The following is a 20,955-nucleotide window of genomic DNA, read 5'->3' on the forward strand; positions in this document are numbered from 1 at the left end:
ATATCCCGGGGGAGGTCTGGAGGGGGCCCGCGGCTCCCTCCAGTCTGTTTACAACTGCCCCAGCCAGCCCTTGAGCCGCGCCCCATTCACCCCCAAATCCCCGCGCCCGAAGCGCAACCTTGCATAGATCGTCAGGCCCTGGGGGGTGATTTGCGCCGTCGTGTAGTCGGGGAAGCCCCAGAGGAGCGAGCGGGTGACCCAGGTGACATGGCCCTCGGCCACGGAGCCTGCGAAGACCGTGGTGCGGGGGGTCGCGGCTGCGATCTCGGCGAGCCGGGCCAGGGTGGCTTGGGGGTCGGCAGGGGTGAGGTCGACGAAGGCGCCATCCACCTGGACCGTGATCTCTGGCGAGGGGTTGGGAATCAGGCTTTCGGGCCGGGCTGTGGCGAGGTCGATGTGCCATTCGGCCGGGTCGGCCACGGCGAGGCGGATATAGATCTGCAGCCCTGCCAGGATGGTCAGGATGAGCAGGGCTGCAGATTTCATGGCTTACCCCAAGGGTTTATCGTTGTGTTCTGGCCCAGTGGTAGAGGCAGATCAGCTCATAAGCAACATGGGCCCCCGCGATGGCGGTGGCGCCGGTCGTGTCATAGGGGGGCGAGACCTCGACCACGTCGCCGCCCACCATGTTGATGCCCGCGAGGTCGCGGAGCATGGCGGCGGCTTGCCAGCTAGCCAGCCCGCCCCAGACCGGGGTCCCGGTGCCGGGCGCGAAGGCGGGGTCCAGCGCGTCGATGTCGAAGGTCACATAGGTCTGGTGGTCGCCCACGATCTCCTTCGCCCGCGCCACGGCCCAGTCGGTGCCCTTTTCATGCAGCTCGCGGGCGGTGATCACGTTGACGCCCAGGTAATCCTCGGTCGTGGTGCGGATGCCGATCTGGACCGAGCGCTTGGGGTCGACGAGGCCGGTCTTCACCGCCTTGTAGAACATGGTCCCGTGGTCGATGCGGGTCAGGTCGTCGTCCGGCCAGAGGTCGGAATGGGCGTCGAAATGGATGAGGGAGAGGGGCCCGAACTTCTCGGCATAGGCGCGCAGGATCGGGAAGGTGATGTAGTGATCTCCGCCCAAGGTGATCGAGCCCGCCCCTGCGGAGAGGATCTTGCGGATATGGGCGGTGAGCGTGTCGGGGAAATCGCTGACCTTGGCATAATCGAAGGCCAGGTCGCCGTAGTCGATGATATCGAGCTCTTCCAAGGGGTTGGTGGGCCAGCCCGCCGGGGGGTCATAGGGCATGAGGCTCGACGCCTCGCGGATCGCGCGGGGGCCAAAGCGGGTGCCGGTGCGGTGGGTCACCGCCTGGTCGAAGGGGACGCCGGTCACGGCGAGGTCAACGCCGGTCAGGTCCTTGGTATAGGTGCGGCGCAGGAAAGAGGTCGCGCCCCCAAAGGCATTTTCAAAGGCATAGCCCCTGTGCTGGGTGCGGGTGAAAGCGGTATCGACTTCAGATTTGGCGTCTTCGAGGGCCATCGTCAACTCCATAAGTTGGGAGCCCCGTCGTTTTGGCCTCATGCCCCGGAGACGCAGCCTATCCGGTGGGGGTGGGATAGCTTGGTCCAGGGATTCGGGCAAGGGCCAGGCCCATCCCCGCCCGACCGGGGGGAATGGCGAAGGGCGGGATTCATCGCGCCGTCCCCTTCGCGGTGTAGGGTGCGCTTCAGCGCACCACTCCGGAGCGGTGCGCTGAAGCGCACCCTACGCCACCCTATCGCAAGACCCCGCGCAGCTTGGCATGGCGGTTCACGTCCTTGTAGAGGAGATAGCGGAACCGCCCCGGGCCTGCCGCATAGCAGGCCTGCGGGCAATAGGCGCGCAGCCACATGAAATCCCCGGCCTCGACCTCGACCCAATCGCGGTTCAGCTTGTAGACCGCCTTGCCCTCCAGCACGTAAAGCCCATGCTCCATGACATGGGTCTCCTCGAAGGGGATCACGCCGCCGGGCTCGAAGGTGACGATATTGACATGGGCGTCGTGGGAGAGGTCCTGGGGGTCGACGAAACGCGTCGTGCCCCAGCGTTCGCCCGTGTCGGGCATCCAGCGGATGGGCGTCTCCTGGTCGGAGGTGATGAAGGGCGCAGGGGCCGCCACGCCGGGGGCGGGCTCGTAAAGCTTGCGGATCCAGTGGAAGCGGGTGGGCTCGCTCCCCTCGGCCCGCAGGCGCCAGGGCATGCCTGCGGGAATATAGGCGTAAGAGCCGGTGGAGACCTCGGTCGTGACCTCGGCCACGGTCAGGGAGGCTTTTCCGCTGGTGAAGAAAAGCCAGTGCTGGGCCTCCTCATCGGCATCCGGCGCGTCGGAGCCTCCGCCTGGGGCCACTTCCATCACATACTGACTGAAGGTCTCGGAAAAGCCCGACATGGGGCGCGCGATCAGCCAAAGGCGGGTCTGGGTCCAGCCCGGCAGGAAGCTCGTCACGATGTCGGAAAAGCAGCCCTTCGGGATGAAGGCGTAAGCCTCGGTGAAGACGGCCCTTTGGGTCATCAAGGCGGTTTGCGGCGGCAGGCCGCCCTGGGGGAGGTGATAGGTCATGGCAAAAGGGCTTTCAGTCGGAGGAGAGCGATGCGCTCGACCTGGGCGCAGGCGGTCTGGAACTCGGTGGGGGTGTCATTTGCGATGCGGGTCTGGAAGGCCTGGAGGATCGAAGCTTTCGAGTGGTCGCGCACGGCGATGATGAAGGGAAAGCCGTGCCTTGCGGTGTAAGTCTCGTTCAATTCCGTGAACTTGGCCCGTTCTTCATCGGTAAGGGCATCCAGCGCGGCGGAGGCCTGTTCGGCCGTGCTCTCTGCCGTCAGGCGCTTGGCCGCCGCCAGTTTGCCTGCAAGGTCGGGATGGGCCTTGAGGACCCCCAGGCGCGCCTCGGGGGGCGCGCTGCGGAAGATGCGGGCGAGCGCATTGTGCAGGCCCACGGCGCAGTCATGGGCGGGCCCAAGCTCCAGGTCGAAGGCGCCCTCGGCGATCCATGGTGAGTGTTCGAAGATCCCGCCGTAAAGTGCTACAAAGCGCGCGCGGTCCATTTGGCTGGGCCGCTCGATCCGGCGATGGGGATGGGTCTGGGCCCAATGCGCCGCGATCTGCCCCCGCGTCGCGAACCAGACCCCGTCATGGGCCATGGCGTAATCGAGGAAACGCTTCAGCCCCGCCATCTTGCCAGGCCGCCCGATCAGCCGGTTGTGCAGGCCGATCGAGAACATCCGGCCGCCCTCCTCCATGAGCGTGTCGAAGGTATCGCGCAGATAGGTCTCGAACTGCTGGCCGTCGGTATAGCCCGGCGCCGTGGCGAAGCGCATGTCATTGGCCTCGAGCGTATAGGGGATGACCAACTGGTCCCTGTCGCCGATCTCGGCCCAATGGGGCAGATCGTCGTCGTAAGTGTCGGAAATCCAGTCGAAAGCCCCGGTCTCGGCCGTCAGCCGCACCGTGTTCATCGAACAGCGCCCGGTATACCAGCCGCGCGGCGGCGCGCCCACGACCTCGGTATGCAGGCGGATGGATTCGGCGATCTGCCGGGCCTCCTCGGCTGGATCCATGTCGCGGTGATCGACCCATTTCAGACCATGGGAGGCGATCTCCCAGCCCGCCTCCTTCATCGCCTCGACCTGTTCGGGGTTGCGCGCCAAGGCCGAGGTCACGCCATAGATCGTCACCGGCAGGCCAAGGCCGGTAAAGAGCCGATGCAGCCGCCAGAACCCGGCCCGCGCGCCATAGTCATAGATCGATTCCATGTTCCAATGCCGCATCCCCGGCCAGGGTGCGGCGCCCGCGATGTCGGAGAGAAAAGCCTCGGACTGCTTGTCGCCATGCAGCAGATTGTTCTCGCCCCCCTCTTCGTAGTTCAGGACCAGCGAGATGGCGATGCGGGCACCATTCGGCCAGTTGGCTTGCGGGGGATTGCGGCCATTGCCACGGAAGTCACGAGGGTAACGGATCATTTTCGCCTCCAATGGCGCCAGACTAGGCCCGGGCGGGCGCGGGGGGTATCAAATAATGCCGATAGGTGCTTTCTGGCACAGAGGGGCGCGACAGCGGGGCGGCCCCTGGCTAGAGTTGCGGAAAAGGGAGGCAAGGATGGCAGAGGGGTTCCTGACGACGCATGTGCTGGATACGGGCCGCGGGGTGCCTGCGGCGGGCGTGCGGATCTGGCTTTACCGGGTGACGGGCAACAGCCACAAGAAGATCGCCGAGGTCGTGACCAATGCGGATGGCCGCAGCGATGTGCCGCTGCTGAAGGGCAAGGAGTTCCGGGCGGGCGGATATGAGCTGGTGTTTCACGCGGGCGATTACCTGAGGGCGACGGGCCAGGTCTCGGGCGAGGTCCTGTTCCTCGACCAGGTGCCGATCCGCTTCGGCATCTCGGATGAGACCGCGCATTACCATGTGCCGCTGCTGATCTCGGGCTTTGGCTATTCGACCTACCGGGGGAGTTGACCCGGGCCGGGGGGGCCTCGCCTTCGGCTCGGCCCGCGCGGCGGCGGTGACTGGAGAGGGCGCCGCCCTCTCCAGACCTCTCCCGGAATATTTGGACCAAATTGAAAGACGAATACGCCGAGGGACCGAAACCCTGACCCTTCCCGCCGCCTCTCGTCAGCGGGCAAGTTTGCTCTTTCAGCTTGGCGCAAGTATTCCACGGAGGGGTCCGGGGAGGTGTGAAACCTCCCCGGGGCATCCCCCGGAGCGACCGGATCGGCAGGCGCAATGGGGGTCCGGGGGCTTGCCCCCGGGCCGGGGCCGCCGCGCGGGCCGAGCCGCAGGCGAGGCCCCCCTTCTCCGGGATGCTTCGCTTCGACGCCGTCAGCCCAGCTTGAACCCCTCGCGCACCAGGTCATCCGTGACGCGGGCGATGGCCCTCTCCAGCGTCTCGACCACGAAATCCACCTGTCCCTCCGTGATCGTCAGGGGCGGAGACATGACGTTCAGATGGCCAATCGGGCGGACCAGGAGACCCATCTCCTCGCAGGCATTCGAGATGCGCTTGCTCTCATTCGCCTCGTCCGGCAAGAGCGCCTTGGTGGCCTTGTCAGCCACATTCTCCACGCAGAGCATCAGCTTGCGGCCGCGCACATCGCCCACCAGGGGCAGATGCGACAGGGCTTGAAGCCGGGTCTCGAAATAGCTGCCCACCTTGGCGGCATGAGGCAAGAGACCCTCGCGCTCCATGATCTCGATGTTCTTCAGGCCCGCCGCACAGGCCACGGGATGGCCGGAATAGGTATAGCCAGAGGTGAACCAGCCCGAGGGGCCCTGGGACATCGCCTGGTAGATCCGGTCCGAAAAGATCAAGGCGCCCAAAGGGATATAGCCCGAGGTCAAGCCCTTGGCGCAGGTGATCATGTCGGGCTGGACGCCAAATTCCGCGAGGCTCGCGAACCAGTGGCCGATGCGGCCAAAGCCCGTGACGACCTCGTCGGCGATGAAGAGGATGTCGTGGCGCTGGCAGAGCTGCCACATGCGCTTCAGATAGCCTTCCGGCGGAATGATGATGCCGCCCGAAGCCTGGATCGGTTCGGCGATGAAGCCACCGATGCGGTCGGCCCCCACCCGCGCGATCAAGGCTTCGAACTCTGCCACCAGCTCGTCACAGAACTGCGCCTCGGTCAGATGCGCCGGGCGGCGATAGGGGTTGGGGCAGCTCAGGTGATGGATGCCTTCCGTCTTGTAGCGGAACTCCTCGATCCGGTCGCCATTCCGCTTGCCCACCGATTGCGAGAGATAAGTCGAGCCGTGGTAGCTGTTCTCGCGGCTGACGATATCGGTCTTGCCGGGATTGCCCCGCGCGTGGTGGTAATAGCTGACCATCCGCACCGCCGTATCCACCGCCGTCGAGCCCCCGGTGGTGAAATGCACGCGGTTGAGGTCGCCGGGCGCGAGCTCCGCCAACCTGGCCGCCAGAAGCGCCGCCGGATCATTGGTCACATCGACGAAAGGATTGGCATAGGCGAGCTTCAGGGCCTGCGCGCCAATCGCCTCGGCCATCTCGCGCCGTCCCAACCCGATGTTGGTGCACCAGACCCCCCCCACCGCATCGAGGTAAGAGCGCCCCGTCGTATCGGTCACCATGCAGCCTTGCCCCTCGGTGATGACCAAGGGCACCTCGCGCGCCATGCCCTGGAAATGCTGCCAGGGATGCAGCGCATGGGCCTGGTCCAGGGCTGCGAAATCCTCGTTGCGACGCTCGGGACGGGGTTTGGGTGCGGCAGTCGGGGTCATTTTGAATCTCCATTCAATACGTGAAGGATAGCAGAGCCCCGCCCCGCGCGCCAGCGTTTTGATCAAATGACGGAAAGCCCGCAGGTTCGACAGAACTGCGGGCCTGGAATATGATGGGAAATCCGTGGGTTACAGGCGACGATACAGCGCGGCCTGTCGGTCGGTCCATTCGACCGCCAGGCTCCAGCCCGCTTCGCCCTCGGTCTCTTGCCGCACCACACCCTGCTCATGCAGCCAGGCATGCTTGCGCCCCTCGGCAAAGGGCAGCTCCAGGTCCGCCTGGACCCGCGCCTCGGAGAGAACGCCCGAGATCGCCTCCAAAAGCGCCCCGATCCCCTCGCCGGTCAAGGCCGACAGCGCAAAGACCCCTGCCCGGCCCTCTTGCGCCAGCTCCAGGGCCGCCCGCGCATCGGGGGTGACAAGGTCGAGCTTGTTCCAGATCTCGAACTGCGGCGTGGCCGAAGTCACGCCAAGCGAGGTCAGGATATCGGCCACATCCGCCGCCTGCTCCGCCGTCTCGGGATGCGAGATATCCCGGACATGCAGGATCAGGTCGGCCTCGAGCACCTCTTCCAGGGTGGCGCGGAAGGCCGCGACCAATTGCGTCGGCAGGTCCGAGATGAAGCCTACGGTGTCCGACAGGATCACCTTTTGCCCCGAAGGCAGCTCCAGCCCCCGCATCGTGGGATCGAGGGTGGCAAAAAGCATATCCTTGGCCAGGACTTCCGCCCCGGTCATCTTGTTGAAAAGCGTGGATTTTCCGGCGTTGGTATAGCCCGCAAGCGCCACGATCGGAAAGGGAACCTTACGCCGTCCGGCGCGCTGCAACTCGCGGCGGCGGCTCACGGTTTCCAACTGCCGCTTCAGCTTCACGACCTGCTCATCAATCGCCCGCCGGTCGCTTTCGATCTGAGTCTCACCCGGGCCGCCCACGAAACCAAACCCGCCGCGCTGGCGTTCGAGGTGGGTCCAGGCCCGCACCAGGCGCGAGCGCTGATAGGTCAACGCCGCCAGTTCGACCTGCAAGACGCCTTCCCGCGTCCGCGCGCGGTCGGCGAAAATCTCCAGGATCAGCCCGGTCCGGTCCAGAAGCTTGATGCCCCATTCCTTCTCGAGGTTCCGCTGCTGCACGGGGCCCACCATGCCATCGACCAGCACGAGGTCGACCTCATGCTCCTTGATCCGCCCCTTGATCTCTTCGATCTTGCCGGTCCCAAAAAGCATCCCCGGATGCACCTTGGGCAGGCGCACGACCTCCGAGCCCACGACCTCCAGCCCCGGCAGCGCACGGGCCAGCGACACCGCCTCGGCCAGGCCATGCTCGGCCAGGCGGCGCTTTTTCGTCGTTTTCACATCGGGATGCAGGACCCAGGCACGCGTCAGCTTTTCGGCCGTCTCATGACCGCTCCGCTTCTGGCGCTCTGCGAAGAAGTCTTCGTCCAGGTCCTCGGTCACTCTTCGCCTTCATACAGCGTGATCGGCCCGCCCGGCATGATGGTCGAGATCGCGTGTTTATAGACGAGCTGGCTTTGCCCATCGCGGCGCAAAAGCACGCAGAAATTGTCGAACCAGGTGATGACACCCTGCAACTTGACCCCGTTGATGAGGAAAATCGTCACCGGAACCTTTGCCTTGCGGACATGGTTCAGAAAGGCATCCTGCAAATTCTGTTTGTCGCCAGCCATGTTATAGCCCTTGTTTTTCTCTGTGGCGGGTCCGTTCTGCCCTGTCGCGGGGTCACCCGGCGCCACTATGGAACGGCAAAGCCCGAGATTCCAGCCCTATTTACACCTCATCCTCACCCTCACCCCCGCCTTTTGCCGAAGAAACGACGCCCAGAGACTTCAGCTTGCGATGCAGCGCCGAGCGTTCCATGCCGACAAAACCCGCCGTCCGGCTGATATTGCCGCCGAAACGGTTGATCTGGGTCAGCAGGTATTCCCGTTCGAAGACCTCGCGCGCCTCGCGCAAAGGCAGCGTCGCCATGGCACCGCCGAGGACCAGCCGCGCGCCCGAATCACTTTGCGCCTCGGGCTGCGGCAGTTCGCGCGCCTCGATCGGGCCCGCGCCATCGCCGAGGATCAGGACCCGCTCGATCACGTTGCGCAGCTGGCGGACATTGCCGGGCCAGGCCATGGTCTGCAAGACGGCCTCCGACTCCGGCGTCAGGCGGCGCAGGGGCAGGCCCTGGGTCTTGTGGAACATCTCGATGAAATGCGCGGTCAGCTCGGGGATATCCTCGCGCCGCTCCTCCAGCGAGGGGACCTGGATCGGCACGACGTTCAGCCGGTCGTAAAGCTCTTGCCGGAAGCGGCCGGCGGCGATTTCCGCCCGCAGATCGCGCGAGGTGGAGGAGATCACCCGCAGATCGACCCGCACCTTGTCCGACCCGCCAAGCCGCGTGAACTGCTGCTCGACCAGCACCCGCAGGATTTTCGACTGCGTTCCCAAGGGCATGTCGGCCACTTCGTCGAAATAGACGATGCCGCCATGGGCCTGCTCCAGAAGCCCCTTTTCCACGCCACGATCCGCCGTTTCGCGGCCAAACAGCACCTCCTCCATCCGCTCCGGCTCGACCGAGGCGGAAGAGACCGAGACGAAGGGGGCCGAGGCGCGGGCCGATTGCGCGTGAATTTGCCGCGCCGCAAGCTCTTTGCCTGAACCGGCAGGCCCGGTCAGCATCACGCGGCCGTTGGACTTGGTGACCTTTTCGATGTTCGATTTCAAGACCTTGAAGGCAGGACTTGATCCAATCATCTCGGCCGAAGTCACCTCGCGCCGCCTGAGTTCAGAGTTTTCGCGCCGCAGCCGCGCCGTCTCCATCGCGCGACTGACCACAACCATCAGCTGATCGATGTTGAAGGGCTTTTCGATGAAGTCGTAAGCGCCCTGCTTGATGGCGGCGACCGCGATCTCGATATTGCCATGGCCCGAGATGATGACGATGGGCACGTCCGGGTTGTCGCGCTTGACCGCCTTGAGGATGTCGATCCCGTCCATCCGGCTGTCCTTCAGCCAGATATCCAGGATCATCAGGCTCGGCGGCTCCGCATTGATCTGCGCCATGCAGTCGTCGGAATTTCCTGCCATACGAACGGCATAGCCCTCGTCCTTCAGGATATCGGCGATCAACTCGCGGATGTCTTTTTCGTCGTCGACAATAAGGATACTCATGCTCCCCCTCCTTGCTGGGCTTGCAAAACTGGACTGCGCCCCCTGGCCCGCGTCGCGCGCGGAAGCCGGATTTCCGCCATCGCGCCGTGATGGGTGCAGCCGTCAAAAACCGGAGCATCGGTCAGGACCAGGGTCCCGCCGTGCTCTTCGATGATCTTCTTCACGATGGGCAGGCCAAGACCGGTGCCCTTTTCCTTGGTCGTCATATAGGGTTCGAAAAGCCGCGTGCGATCATGCGGCAGCCCGGGGCCGTTGTCCTCGATCCGGATCAGGGAATGGGTCTCGGACGCGGTCAAAGTGACCTTGATCACCGGCTCCATCCCTGGAGTCTTTTCACGTTGTTCGTCAATGGCTTCCCCGGCATTCTTGATAAGGTTCGTCAGCGCCTGGCCGATCATCGTGGCGTCGATCTCGATCATGTCCGGCGTCGCGGGAAGGTCGCGGATGAACTGCACGCCCGGCAGGCCGTTTTCCTGCAACATCACCGCGGCCTTGACGAGCGCGGTCAGGTCAGTCTCGCGGCGGTCGGGTTCGGGCATCCTCGCAAACTTCGAGAACTCGTCCACGATCCGGCGCAGGTCATTGGTCTGGCGGATGATCACATCGGCCAATTGTTCAAGATCATCAGGCTCTTGCACCTGGGTCCTGAACTTGCGGCGGATGCGTTCGGCCGAAAGCTGGATGGGCGTCAGCGGGTTCTTGATCTCATGCGCGATGCGCCGCGCCACATCGCCCCAGGCCGCCATCCGCTGCGCCGAGACAAGGTCGGTCACATCGTCGAAGGCCACGACGTAGCCCTCGACCTCGCCCGTCTCACCGCGCCGTTCGGACATGCGAACCAGCAGGCTTTCCAGCTGACCCCGGCGCGAGAGGCGGATTTCGTCTTGCACCGCTGCTCCAAGTTCGACGTGCAGCCTGCTGAAAAGGCTAAGAAACTCCGGAGCCACATCGGCAAGGGTCTTGCCCGATGCCTCCGTCACGTCCAAGAGCCGCAGGCCGGCGCGGTTGATCACATCGACCCGGCCCTCGGCATCCAGACCGATCACCCCCGCCGTCACGTTGGACAGAACGCTGTCGAACAGCCGCCGCCGGTCCTCGGTCCGGTCATGCGCCTCGACCAGCGCTTTCCGCTGGCCGTGCAGTTGCCGGGTCATCTGGTTGAAAAGCCGCCCCAGCATGGCGATCTCGTCCTCGCCCTCGTCTTCCGGGACCTGGACGTCGAGGTCCCCCGCGCCAACCCGCTGCGCCGCCCCCGCCAGCCGCCCCACCGGACGCGAGAGCCGCTCAGCGAACCAAAGCCCGCCCCAGACCGAGGCCACGATCAAAATCACAGCGAATCCAAGGTATAGAAGGCCGAAGTTGAAGAGGATCTTGCCCCGCTCCGCCTCCAGCTGCTGATAAAGCGTCGCGGTTTCCTGCGTCTCGTCCAAAAGCCCCAGGATCCGCCCATCCACCCGGCGCGAGACGTAAAGCAGCCGGTCCGGATAGCCCGGAAGGTCCGCCAGGGCGCGCAGCTCGGAATTCGGCCAATCGGGGATCATGACGACCGAGCCGCCCTCGGCCTGGGCGATCTCGGCCTGGGTCGGGGCCTCGAAATCGAAGAGATAGGACTTGTCGCCGCGCACCCTGATCTCGCCCTTGGTCGAAACCAGGTAGGCCTCTTTCAGCCCGCGCTGGATCTGGCTTTGCCCCTGGACCAGGACGGAACGGATTTCTCCATCCGATACAAGGCCCTGGGTGTCATGGGCCTGGACCAGAAGCGCGGCCAGGGCCTGGACATCGGCCTCCAGGTTGGCGGTCTGCTCGGCCTCATAGGCCTCGGCCGCGTCCAGCGAGGCCCCGATCACCCCCCGCACCCGGTCGGAAAACCAGCCCTCGAGACCGATGTTGACGGTCAGAACGCCGAAGATCGCGACGAGCACGGTGGGAATCAGCGCGACGGTCGCAAAGACAAGCGTCAGCCGCAGGTGAAGCCGAGAGCCCGCGCTGGCCGAGCGGCGGTCGGCGACGATCTGGATGATGCGGCGCAGGACCATGGTCGCGATGACCAGGACATAGACGAGGTCGGCCAAAAGCACCAAGCGCAGCGCCGTCGATGAGGCGCCGAGGTTCAAGGGCCCAAGGGTCAGAAAGGTCGCCACGGCAAGCGCAGGCCCCAAAAGCGCAAGCCCCAGCGCCATCGCGGTCTGGACCTGTCTTTGCCGGCGCAGACGCGTCAGGCGCGTCAACCAGCGGGGCTCCGCCGTCTTTCTCAATCAACCTCCCGCCGGGTTCTGCGACCCGTTTGTCACAGGGCGCGGCTTTCCGGTAACGTCACCGGAAAGCCGCGTCCTGTTGCGAGATTACATCAGCTTGCGACGCCGAGTCACGCGGATATCGAGATCGGTGATCTTCTTGCGCAAGGTATTGCGGTTGATCCCCAGAAGATCGGCACATTTGGCCTGGTTGCCGGCGGTGGCATCAAGCGCGATCTCGATCAGGGGCAGCTCGATTTCGCGCAGGACGCGGTCATAGACGCCTGCAGGCGGAAGCTGGCCGTTGTGCAGGTCGAAATAGCGCTTCAGGTGGCGGGCCACGGATTGCGAGAGCTTTTCATTTTCGACCGCCCCGGCCTTGGCGGGCTCGGTCGGCTGCGGGCCGCCCAAAGTCGCCTCGAGCTCTGCCGCCGAAATGTCGGGCTCCGACGAGGTCACCAGGAGCCGCTTCAGCACATTCTCCAACTGGCGCACGTTGCCGGGCCAGGGAAAGGCGCGCAGGATCGCCCGCGCCTCGGGCGTCAGGCGGCGCACGGCGCCCAGCTCGCGCTCGGCCTTGGCGAGGAAATGGTCGGTCAGAAGCGGGATATCCTCGACCCTTTCGCGCAGCGGGGGGACGTTGAAAGAGACCCCGCCCAGGCGATAGAAGAGGTCCTTGCGCAGCTTGCCCTCTTCGACCTTGGCCGCAAGATCGGCCTGGCTGGTCGCCAGGACGCGGGGCGCGTGGTCGTCGGCCACATCCAGCATCCGCACCAGGCGCGCCTGGCCGTCCTCGTCGAAATCGGCGACCTCGTCGATCAGAAGCGTGCCGCCCTTGGCCTTGGCGACCAGTTGCGCGATGCCGTCGACGCCGCCCAAATCCGCCGCTTGCGCCACGACGAAGGGCTGCGACCGGCGGTCGCTGAAATCATGGATCGCCTTGGCGATCAGGCTCTTGCCGGTGCCCGATTCGCCGGTGATCAGGACGGGAAGGTCGGTGTTCATCACCTTGGCGACCAGCCGATAGAGCGCCTGCATCGCCCCCGTGCGCCCGACCAGCGGCAGATCGTCCCCCGGCTCGCGCGGGGGGTTGACCACGGCCGCCGCCGCCCGGCGTTTCGAATCCAGCGCCCGGGCCGAGCGTTTCATCAGGTCGGGCAGGTCGAAGGGTTTGGGCAGATAGTCGAAAGCCTCGGCCTCGGCCGCCTGGATCGCCGTCATGATCGTGTTCTGCGCCGAGATCACGATGACCGGCAGGCCGGGCCGGATGCGGCTGATGCGCGGAAGGGCCTCGAGCCCATTGCCGTCGGGCATGATCACGTCGGAAATCACCAGGTCGCCCTTGCCCTCTTCGACCCAGCGCATCAGCGTCATCAAGGACGATGTGGCATGGACCTTGCAGCCCGCCCGGGTCAGCGCCTGGGTCAGGACCGTGCGGATCGTGCGGTCGTCATCCGCCACCAGAACCGTGCCATCCATTTACAACTCCTTCTTTTCCTTGGGCGCCATGGGCAGCGAGATGCGGAAGACCGTCTTGCCGGGGACAGATTCGACCCCGATCAATCCGCCATGGTCGGTGATGATTTTCGAGACCAGCGCGAGGCCAAGCCCCGTGCCATTCTCGCGGCCCGAAACGAAGGGCTCGAAGATGTCGGCGGCGATGTCGGGCGGGATGCCGGGGCCGTCGTCGATGATTTCCACCTGAAGCGGCAGGCTGGCCCCGGTGCCGTCGCGGCGGCGCAGGCGGAGGCTCAGGTCATAGAAGGTCCGCAGCCGGATGACACCGCGCCGGTCCTTCGAGGCCTCGGAGGCGTTCTTGATCAGGTTCAGGAAGACCTGCATCAGCTGATCGGCATCGGCCCAGGTGGCGGGCAGCGAGGGGTCGTAATCCTCGACGAACATCATGTGACTGCCATAGCCCATCTGGGCCGAGCGGCGGGCGCGGTCCAGGGCGTCGTGGATATTGACCGCGCGGCATTCGGGCGGGCGGACATTGCCGAAATGCTCGACCTGCTCCAGGAGCTTCACGATGCGGCGGGTTTCCTCGACGATCAGGTCGGTCAGCTCGCGATCTTCCGCCGTAAGGCCCATCGACAGAAGCTGCGCCGCGCCGGAGATGCCCGCCAGCGGATTCTTGATCTCGTGGGCCAGCATCTCGGCCATGCCGATGGCCGACTTGGCCGCAGAGGAGGCATGGCGCGCGCGGCCGATCCGGTCGGCCATGATCCGGGGCGAGATCATCAGAAGCAGCGAGCCCGTGTCATGGATCGGCGCGATCTGGATCTGGGCCTGGACCGAGCCGCGTTCATGGGTCGCAACCTGGGCCTCGTTGATGTTGATATCGGCCTGGTTGACCCGCGCCCTGGCGCAAGAGGCCAGGATGTCGATGTCGATCGACAGTTTCTCGGTCAGCCGATGGCCGATCAGCATCCTGGCCGAGGCGTTCAGAAAGGTCTCCGCCGCCGAATTGGCATCGGTGATCAGGTCATCCTTGCCCACGAGAAGCGCAGGCATCGGCAAAGAGGCGAAGACCTGGTCAGTCATGCGGCGCGGGCCTCCTCGGTGAAGATCTCGGACAGGCGGGTGATGACCTCGGCGGGGTCGGTCAGGGTCAGGACCTCGTCGCGGTGATGGGGCAGGCCCGCGGCTTCCAGGTACCAGCCCAGGTGCTTGCGGGCGCAGCGCAGGCCCAATTGCAGGCCATAGAAGGCCAGCATCGCCTCGTAATGGGCGATCACCAGATCGGCGAGGTCGGCGCCTTGGGGGATGCGCGGCGGCTTTTGGCCGTAAAGCGCGGCCGCGATTTCGGCGAGCTTCCAGGGCGCGCCCTGCGCCCCGCGCCCCACCATGACCCCATCGGCGCCGGAGTGTTCCAGGGCCATGCGGGCCTCGCTCGCCCCGGTGATGTCGCCATTGGCAATGACCGGGATCGAGACCGCCTCCTTGACCGCCCGGATCTTGGCCCAATCGGCGCGGCCCTTGTAGAACTGGCAGCGCGTGCGGCCGTGAATGGTGATCATCTGGATGCCCGCGCCCTCGGCCCGCTTGGCCAGGATATGGGCGTTGAGGCTGTCGTCATCCCAGCCAAGCCGCGTCTTCAAGGTGACCGGCACCTTGACCGCGCCCACCACCGCCTCGATCAGGGACATGGCCTGGTCGAGATCCTTGAGCAGCGCCGAGCCACAAGCCCCCGTCGTCACCCGTTTCGCCGGACAGCCCATGTTGATGTCGATGATCTGCGCGCCATTGGCCTCGACCATGCGCGCGGCCTCGGCCATCCAATGCGGCTCGCGGCCGATGAGCTGGATCGAGGCCAGGCCATGGTCCCCCATCTCGGCCCGGGCCTTCATCTCGGGGTGGTCGCGCATGACCTCTTCGCTGGCCACCATTTCGCTGACCACCAGCCCCGCGCCGAAGCCCGCCACGACCCGGCGAAAGCACAGGTCGGTGATCCCCGCCATGGGGGCGAGAAGAACGGGGGTGGCAAGGGGATGGCTGGCAATCTGCACGGGGGATCCTCGGGTTAAGCGCAATCTGCGGGGGCTTGGGGGCAGAGGCAAGGAAAGCGGGCGCATTCCTGCCTTTAAATCAGGCAATGCCTATATTTTACGCAGCACCCCGGGGCCAGCGGCATTTTCCGCGCCCTTCCTGCCCGGATAGAGGCGCATTGCGGCCCCGGGCCTCGGCTTTTGACCCCGCTGGCTTTCGCGGCTAAGTTGGCGCCGAAGCCGGGAACGAGGCCCCATGACCACCGCCGCCATCATCGTCGCCGCAGGACGCGGCACCCGCGCCGGAGAGGGCCTGCCCAAGCAATGGCGCCTCCTGGCGGGTCAACCCGTGGTTTCCCATGCGCTGCAAGCCTTTGCAGGCCATTTGCGGGTCCTGGTCATCCATCCCGGGGACCGCGCCCGCGCCGAGGGTCTGCCCGCCGAGCTGGTGGTCGAGGGCGGCGCCACGCGGCAGGATTCGGTCCGGGCGGCGCTGGAGGCGCTGGCGGGGCGCGGGGTGACCCGGGTCCTGATCCATGACGGCGCACGGCCCCTGGTCTCTCCTGCCCTGATCGCGCGGGTCCTGGGGGCCCTGGACAGCGCTTCGGGGGCGGCGCCCGCGCTGGCGGTGACCGATGCGCTTTGGACCGGGGCTTCGGGCCAAGTGACCGGCACGCGCGACCGGACCGGCCTTTACCGCGCCCAGACGCCCCAGGGCTTCCGCTATGACGCGATCCTCGCCGCCCACCGCGCCCATGGCGGAGGGGCGGCCGATGATGTCGAGGTCGCGCGGCAGATGGGGCTTGACGTGGCCATGGTCGAGGGCGAGGAAACCAATCTCAAGCTGACCTTTGCCGGTGATTTCGCAAGGGCCGAGGCGCTGATGGCGAAGGGGACGAGGGCGATGGATGTGCGGATGGGCAATGGCTATGACGTCCATGCCTTTTGCGAGGGCGATCATGTCTGGCTTGCGGGGGTCAGAATCCCGCATGGCCGCGGGCTCTTGGGCCATTCGGATGCCGATGTGGCGATGCACGCCCTGACCGATGCGATCTATGGCGCGCTGTCGGAGGGCGACATCGGCCGCCATTTCCCGCCCAGCGACCCGCAGTGGAAGGGCGCGGATTCGGCGATCTTCCTGGCCCATGCCATGGGCCTTGCGCGGGCGCGCGGCTTTGATCTTGGCAATTGCGACGTGACCATCGTCTGCGAGCGCCCGAAGATCGGCCCCCATGCCGGGGCGATGCAGGCCAGGCTCGCCGAGATCATGGGGGTCGATGCGACCCGGGTCAGCGTCAAGGCCACGACCTCCGAACGCCTGGGCTTCACGGGGCGCGAAGAGGGAATCGCGGCCCTGGCCACGGCGGTGCTTTTGAGCTGATCCCGCCGACTGCGCCCCCGGCGCCCAAGGCCCACCGCCGCCCCGCCGACTGTTGGCCGGTTTCTGGCTGAAGGAGTTCCCCGCGTCATGGTCTATCTCGTCTCCACCGTCTTCGGGATCGGGAAGTTGCGCCCTGCCCCCGGCACCTGGGCCAGCCTGGCTTCGGTCCTGGTCGGGGTCGTCCTCTTCAAGCTCTCGTTCTGGGTTCTGCTGGCGGCCACGGTCCTGGCGACGGCCCTGGGCTTTTGGGCCTGCCGCGCGCGGCTTTCGCCCGGCGAGGACCCCTCGGAAGTCGTGATCGACGAGGTTGCGGGCCAGTGGCTGGCCCTGCTGTTCCCGACGGCGGGCTTCACCTTCTCGGCCAATGGCGCGGCTTTCCTCGCGCGGATGCGGGAGGATTGGACCTGCGATTCGGGCGGGCTTCTGTCGCAGGCCGCCTGCCAGGTCGGCGGGGCCTTCCATGACCTGCCCTGGCCCGCCTGGGTCTTTGCCTTTGCGCTCTTCCGCCTTTTCGACATCTGGAAGCCCTGGCTGGTGGGCCGGGCCGACCGCAAGGGAACCCCGGATGGGGTGATGGAGGACGACCTTTGGGCGGGGCTCTTCGCGGGCCTCGCCAGCGTGGTCCTGGCCGCGCTCTACCACATTCCGCTGGTGCTGATGCGCTGACACCTTGCCCCGCGACATTCAAGGCCCCGAGAGGCCGGCCCTCCAGAGCGAGACCTTTCCATGACGCCAACCGACCCCCTGTCCCTGCTTGCCGCCGCCCGAGCCCGGGGCTGGCGCATCGCCACGGCCGAAAGCTGCACCGGGGGCCTGGTGGCCGTGGCCCTGACCGATATCCCGGGCTCGTCGGATGTCTTCGACCGGGGCTTCGTCACCTATTCCAACGCCGCCAAGATCGAGATGCTGGGCGTTCTGGCGGCCACGCTTGCCGCCCATGGCGCCGTGTCCGAACCCGTCGCCCGCGAGATGGCAGAGGGCGCGCGTCGGCAGTCGGGCGCCGATCTCGCGGTCTCGATCACCGGCATCGCGGGCCCCGGCGGCTCCGAGTTCAAGCCCGAGGGCCGCGTCTGCTTCGGTCTCGCGACCCCGGCGGGCACCGCGACCGAGACGCTGGACTTCGGCCCCCAGGGTCGCGCGCAGGTCCGCAGCCTTGCCCGCGACCACGCGCTCGGCCTTCTGGCCCGCGCCCTGTCCTGACCTCACCGCCGAGGCTTCCGCTTGGAAATATCCCGCGAGAGGTCTGGAGAGGGGTCGCACCCCTCTCCAGCGGGGGTCGGGGGGCTGGCCCCCCGCGTCCTCCCCCCAGGCACCGCCCCCAAACTCCACCCCAAACGCGAGAGGTCTGGAGAGGGGTCGCACCCCTCTCCAGCGGGGGTCGGGGGGCTGGCCCCCCGCGTCCTCCCCACAGGCACCGCCCCCAAACTCCACCCCAAACGCGAGAGGTCTGGAGAGGGGTCGCACCCCTCTCCAGCGGGGGTCGGGGGGCTGGCCCCCCGCGTCCTCCCCCAGGCACCGCGCTTCCCATTTCGCCCGCAAAAGGTCATCCTCACCCGCATTCCGCCCATTTTTGCATCACATCGCAAATCGCCCGCATTTTCACCCCATCTGGCGCGCAAAGCCCATTTCCAAGGCAGCCCGGAATCGGCACCCCATCCCAGTCCCTGCGAACGGAGCCGCCATGACCCCCGAGATCAACCCGGCCGACACGGCCTTCATCCTGATCGCCACCGCCCTTGTCCTCTTCATGACCCTGCCCGGCCTTGCCATGTTCTACGGCGGCCTCGTCCGGGCGCGGAACGTGCTCTCGGTCTTCACCCAGACCTTTGCCATCGCGGCGCTGATGTCGGTCCTGTGGCTCGCGATCGGCTATTCCCTGGCCTTCACCCCGGGACCCTGGATCGGAGACCTCTCGCGCGTCATGCTCCTCGGCCTCGACGCCAACACGGCCAAGGGCAACCTGCCCGAGATCCTGTTCTTCGCCTACCAGATGACCTTCGCCGTCATCACCCCCGCGCTGATCCTCGGCGCCTGGGTCGAGCGCGCGGGCTTCGCTTTTACGCTGCTCTTCACTGGGCTCTGGATGGTGCTGGTCTATGTGCCCGTGGCGCACTGGATCTGGGGCGGGGGCTTCCTGTCGGACGGCGGGATCTTCGGCGAGACCGGGGTGCGCGACTTTGCCGGCGGGATCGTGGTGCATGAGACGGCGGGCCTCGCCGCGCTGATCGTCGCAGCCCTCCTCGGGCCGCGCCGCAGCAAGACCACGCCGCCGCATAGCCCCGGCATGGTGATGATCGGCGCGGGCATGCTCTGGGTCGGCTGGTTCGGCTTCAACGGCGGCTCGGCGCTCGCCGCCAATGGCCAGGCCGCCATGGCGATCACCGTGACGCATCTCTCGGCCGCCGCCGCCACCCTCTCCTGGGCGCTCTGGGAGCGCATCAAGTTCGGCCGCGTCTCGACCATCGGCGTGGTGACGGGGACGGTGGCGGGCCTGGCCTCGATCACCCCGGCCTCGGGCTATGTCACGCCCTGGGAGGCCCTGGTGATCGGCGCTGTCGCGGGGGTTCTCTGCCAAGAGGCGGTGATCGTGGTCAAGCAACGCTGGAAGATCGACGACACGCTCGATGTCTTTGGCGTCCATGGCGTCGGCGGGATCTTCGGCACGGTCATGGTCGCGGTCTTTGGCGCAGGCACCTGGGCCGCGCAGCTCGGCGGCCTGGTCGTGGTCGGCCTCTGGACCGCCGCAGTGACCTTTGCCCTGGTGAAGCTCTGCGCCGCCCTGACCCGCTTCCGCGTCGACGCCGAGACCGAGGTCAACGGCCTCGACCTCTCCGTCCATGGCGAACGTGCCTACGAGATGAACTCCTGAGCCGGGAGGGCGCGGCGTTCCCCCCCTTGGGGGCGCCCCCCAGTGCGCCGGGCCGCCAGGCCCGCGCCCCCGCCGGGGCCGCCGCGCGGGCCGAGCCGAAGGCGAGGCCCCTCCCTCTCGGCAAGCGCCCCCCTTCAAGGAGAGACGCACCCGTCTCCCCGCGTAGCCCGGGGTATACCCCGGGTCTCCGCCCCGCAGCTTGCCCACCCTTACAGCATAAGGCCACCCACTTACCCCGTAAGCAGACGGCCTTGCACTGTATAATCCTCAGCCCTCAGCCACCGAGGACCTGCCGGATGAAGCCCAGCATCTGCGCCAGCCCGTCTTGCGCAATGCCATGGCCCGTCCCCTCCATCACATGGCCATAGGTCGGAAAGCCGTTCTCGACCAAGGCATTGCAGGCCTCGGCCATCGAGGCGAAGGGCACGACCTCGTCCTCGTCGCCATGCATGACCAGGAAGGGCGGCTTCGATACCGCCACGGCCAGACCCGGCGGATGCAGAAGCTGCCCCGAGATCGCCACGACCGCCGCCACCGGCGCCTCCCGCATCGGGATCGCGTTGAAGGACAGCATGGCGCCCTGTGAAAAGCCCACCACGACGACCCGATCCGCGCCGATCCCCTCGTAACCCGCGCGCTGGTCGATGAAAGCGTTCAGATCCTCGGAGGAGGCCGCAAGCCCGGCCCGCGCCCGCTCCTCAGATGTCCCGTCGAACCGGGGGATGCCGAACCACTGGCGGCCAAAGGGCGCGCCGGGGATGGCTTCGGGCGCATCGGGCGCCACGAAGGCGGTGTCGGGCAGGTGATCGCCCAAGACATCGCCGAGGCTCAGAAGGTCGGACCCATCCGCCCCATAGCCATGGACAAAGACCACCAGGCTCTTCGCCTGGCCATTGGCCGCCGCCTTGCGGCCGAATCGCAATATCCTGCTCACCTGATGCCCTCGCGCTGGTTGACGGCGCGGTAGTAAGCCCAGAGCGCGCGGGCCGCAACCGCTGCCCAAGGGCTCCAGGCCCGGGCCATCTCGGCAAGCTCCGCCGCTTTCGGCCGCGCCTCCAGCCCATAGGCCACCCGCGCCGCCTCTTGCAGCGCCAGATCGCCCGAGGCGAGCACATCCGCCCTTCCCAGGGCGAACATCGCATAGATCTCCGCCGTCCAGGGCCCGACCCCGGGGAGCGCCACCAGCCGCGCGATGACCTGGTCGTCGGGCATGTCGCGCAAGGCCGCCCAATCCACCCCCGCCCGCGCCACGGCCAGGGCATAGCGCGCTTTCGGCCGCGAGAGGCCAAGCGCCCGAAGCGCCTCCTCCTCGGCCGCAGCCACCGCCCCTTCCTCCACCATCCCCGCCGCCTGAAGCCGCCCCCAGATCGCCGCAGCCGAAGCGGTCGAGACCTGCTGGCCCACGATCGCATCGAGGATCGCGCCAAACCCATCCGGACGCCTGCGCAGGGGCAAGGGCCCGACCCGCGCCAGGACCCCCGCCATCACCGGGCAAGCGCGGGCCAGCCACTCCGCCCCCTCGGCCAGGTCCTCCGGCCCCTGAATGATCCTCATGTCCCCCCCTCAGCCCCTTGTGGTGCGGAGAATGTCGTTCTACGCCTGTCCC

General features: G+C 66.6%; 19 protein-coding genes. 5 read left to right on the forward strand and 14 right to left on the reverse strand.

From position 1 onward, the window contains the following. Positions 1–48 precede the first annotated feature (48 nt). From GV832_RS00670 to puuE, 4 genes are all read right to left on the reverse strand, one after another. A complete protein-coding gene (locus GV832_RS00670; RefSeq protein ID WP_168772883.1) occupies positions 49–486 on the reverse strand; it encodes a DUF1499 domain-containing protein in 438 nt (145 codons plus the stop codon). Between the two features lie 16 nt (positions 487–502). Further along, positions 503–1,468, reverse strand: coding sequence for an agmatinase (gene speB / locus GV832_RS00675; RefSeq protein WP_168772884.1), 966 nt, complete (start codon positions 1,466–1,468; stop codon positions 503–505). A gap of 235 nt (positions 1,469–1,703) precedes the next feature. Continuing rightward, on the reverse strand, positions 1,704–2,528 hold the full coding sequence (locus GV832_RS00680) for a bifunctional allantoicase/(S)-ureidoglycine aminohydrolase (RefSeq protein ID WP_168772885.1): 825 nt from the start codon (positions 2,526–2,528) through the stop codon (positions 1,704–1,706). After that, positions 2,525–3,928 (reverse strand): allantoinase PuuE, encoded by a 1,404-nt coding sequence (puuE, locus tag GV832_RS00685; protein WP_168772886.1) that lies wholly within the window; start codon positions 3,926–3,928, stop codon positions 2,525–2,527. Before puuE ends, GV832_RS00680 begins: the two co-directional genes overlap by 4 nt. Positions 3,929–4,064: 136 nt before the next feature. Between puuE and uraH the strand changes: the two genes are divergently transcribed. Beyond that, the gene (uraH, locus tag GV832_RS00690; RefSeq protein ID WP_168772887.1) at positions 4,065–4,424 is read left to right on the forward strand and encodes a hydroxyisourate hydrolase; all 360 of its coding nucleotides are present in this window, start codon (positions 4,065–4,067) and stop codon (positions 4,422–4,424) included. Between the two features lie 363 nt (positions 4,425–4,787). On the opposite strand, the gene GV832_RS00695 is transcribed toward uraH, so the two are convergent. From GV832_RS00695 to dusB, 8 genes are all read right to left on the reverse strand, one after another. After that, positions 4,788–6,203 carry an aminotransferase gene (locus tag GV832_RS00695; RefSeq protein WP_168772888.1) on the reverse strand — a complete coding sequence of 472 codons (1,416 nt, stop codon included), beginning with the start codon at positions 6,201–6,203 and terminating at the stop codon, positions 4,788–4,790. A 129-nt stretch (positions 6,204–6,332) separates the two neighbouring features. Continuing rightward, a complete protein-coding gene (gene hflX, locus GV832_RS00700) occupies positions 6,333–7,658 on the reverse strand; it encodes a GTPase HflX (protein ID WP_168772889.1) in 1,326 nt (441 codons plus the stop codon). Further along, positions 7,655–7,888, reverse strand: a complete 234-nt coding sequence (hfq, locus tag GV832_RS00705; RefSeq protein ID WP_168772890.1) for an RNA chaperone Hfq — start codon at positions 7,886–7,888, stop codon at positions 7,655–7,657. Before hfq ends, hflX begins: the two co-directional genes overlap by 4 nt. A 100-nt stretch (positions 7,889–7,988) precedes the next feature. Continuing rightward, positions 7,989–9,377 (reverse strand): nitrogen assimilation response regulator NtrX, encoded by a 1,389-nt coding sequence (gene ntrX, locus GV832_RS00710; RefSeq protein ID WP_168772891.1) that lies wholly within the window; start codon positions 9,375–9,377, stop codon positions 7,989–7,991. Continuing rightward, positions 9,374–11,632, reverse strand: coding sequence for a sensor histidine kinase NtrY-like (locus GV832_RS00715; protein WP_435531734.1), 2,259 nt, complete (start codon positions 11,630–11,632; stop codon positions 9,374–9,376). Before GV832_RS00715 ends, ntrX begins: the two co-directional genes overlap by 4 nt. Positions 11,633–11,719: 87 nt before the next feature. Then, positions 11,720–13,090: a response regulator gene (locus tag GV832_RS00720; protein WP_168772892.1), complete on the reverse strand. Its 1,371-nt coding sequence runs from the start codon at positions 13,088–13,090 to the stop codon at positions 11,720–11,722. After that, on the reverse strand, positions 13,091–14,155 hold the full coding sequence (locus GV832_RS00725) for a two-component system sensor histidine kinase NtrB (protein ID WP_168772893.1): 1,065 nt from the start codon (positions 14,153–14,155) through the stop codon (positions 13,091–13,093). It abuts the gene before it with no gap. Continuing rightward, the gene (dusB, locus tag GV832_RS00730) at positions 14,152–15,120 is read right to left on the reverse strand and encodes a tRNA dihydrouridine synthase DusB (protein WP_354001911.1); all 969 of its coding nucleotides are present in this window, start codon (positions 15,118–15,120) and stop codon (positions 14,152–14,154) included. The genes GV832_RS00725 and dusB overlap by 4 nt, the downstream gene beginning before the upstream one ends. 235 nt (positions 15,121–15,355) lie before the next feature. Between dusB and GV832_RS00735 the strand changes: the two genes are divergently transcribed. From GV832_RS00735 to GV832_RS00750, 4 genes are all read left to right on the forward strand, one after another. Beyond that, positions 15,356–16,480, forward strand: coding sequence for a bifunctional 2-C-methyl-D-erythritol 4-phosphate cytidylyltransferase/2-C-methyl-D-erythritol 2,4-cyclodiphosphate synthase (locus GV832_RS00735; protein ID WP_168772895.1), 1,125 nt, complete (start codon positions 15,356–15,358; stop codon positions 16,478–16,480). A gap of 87 nt (positions 16,481–16,567) precedes the next feature. Further along, positions 16,568–17,146, forward strand: coding sequence for a phosphatidylglycerophosphatase A family protein (locus GV832_RS00740; protein ID WP_168772896.1), 579 nt, complete (start codon positions 16,568–16,570; stop codon positions 17,144–17,146). Positions 17,147–17,206: 60 nt separating this feature from the next. Next, positions 17,207–17,680, forward strand: coding sequence for a CinA family protein (locus GV832_RS00745; RefSeq protein WP_168772897.1), 474 nt, complete (start codon positions 17,207–17,209; stop codon positions 17,678–17,680). Positions 17,681–18,173: 493 nt separating this feature from the next. Then, positions 18,174–19,349, forward strand: coding sequence for an ammonium transporter (locus tag GV832_RS00750; RefSeq protein ID WP_168773115.1), 1,176 nt, complete (start codon positions 18,174–18,176; stop codon positions 19,347–19,349). A 274-nt stretch (positions 19,350–19,623) separates the two neighbouring features. Here GV832_RS00750 and GV832_RS00755 read toward each other — a convergent pair whose 3' ends face one another. Both GV832_RS00755 and GV832_RS00760 read right to left on the reverse strand, forming a co-directional pair. Continuing rightward, complete coding sequence (locus GV832_RS00755) at positions 19,624–20,283, reverse strand: alpha/beta hydrolase (protein ID WP_168772898.1); 660 nt, start codon at positions 20,281–20,283, stop codon at positions 19,624–19,626. Continuing rightward, positions 20,280–20,903, reverse strand: coding sequence for a DNA-3-methyladenine glycosylase family protein (locus GV832_RS00760; RefSeq protein WP_168772899.1), 624 nt, complete (start codon positions 20,901–20,903; stop codon positions 20,280–20,282). Before GV832_RS00760 ends, GV832_RS00755 begins: the two co-directional genes overlap by 4 nt. Positions 20,904–20,955: the final 52 nt, after the last annotated feature.

It is taken from the genome of Stagnihabitans tardus (assembly GCF_009925085.1).
Taxonomy (GTDB): domain Bacteria; phylum Pseudomonadota; class Alphaproteobacteria; order Rhodobacterales; family Rhodobacteraceae; genus Stagnihabitans; species Stagnihabitans tardus.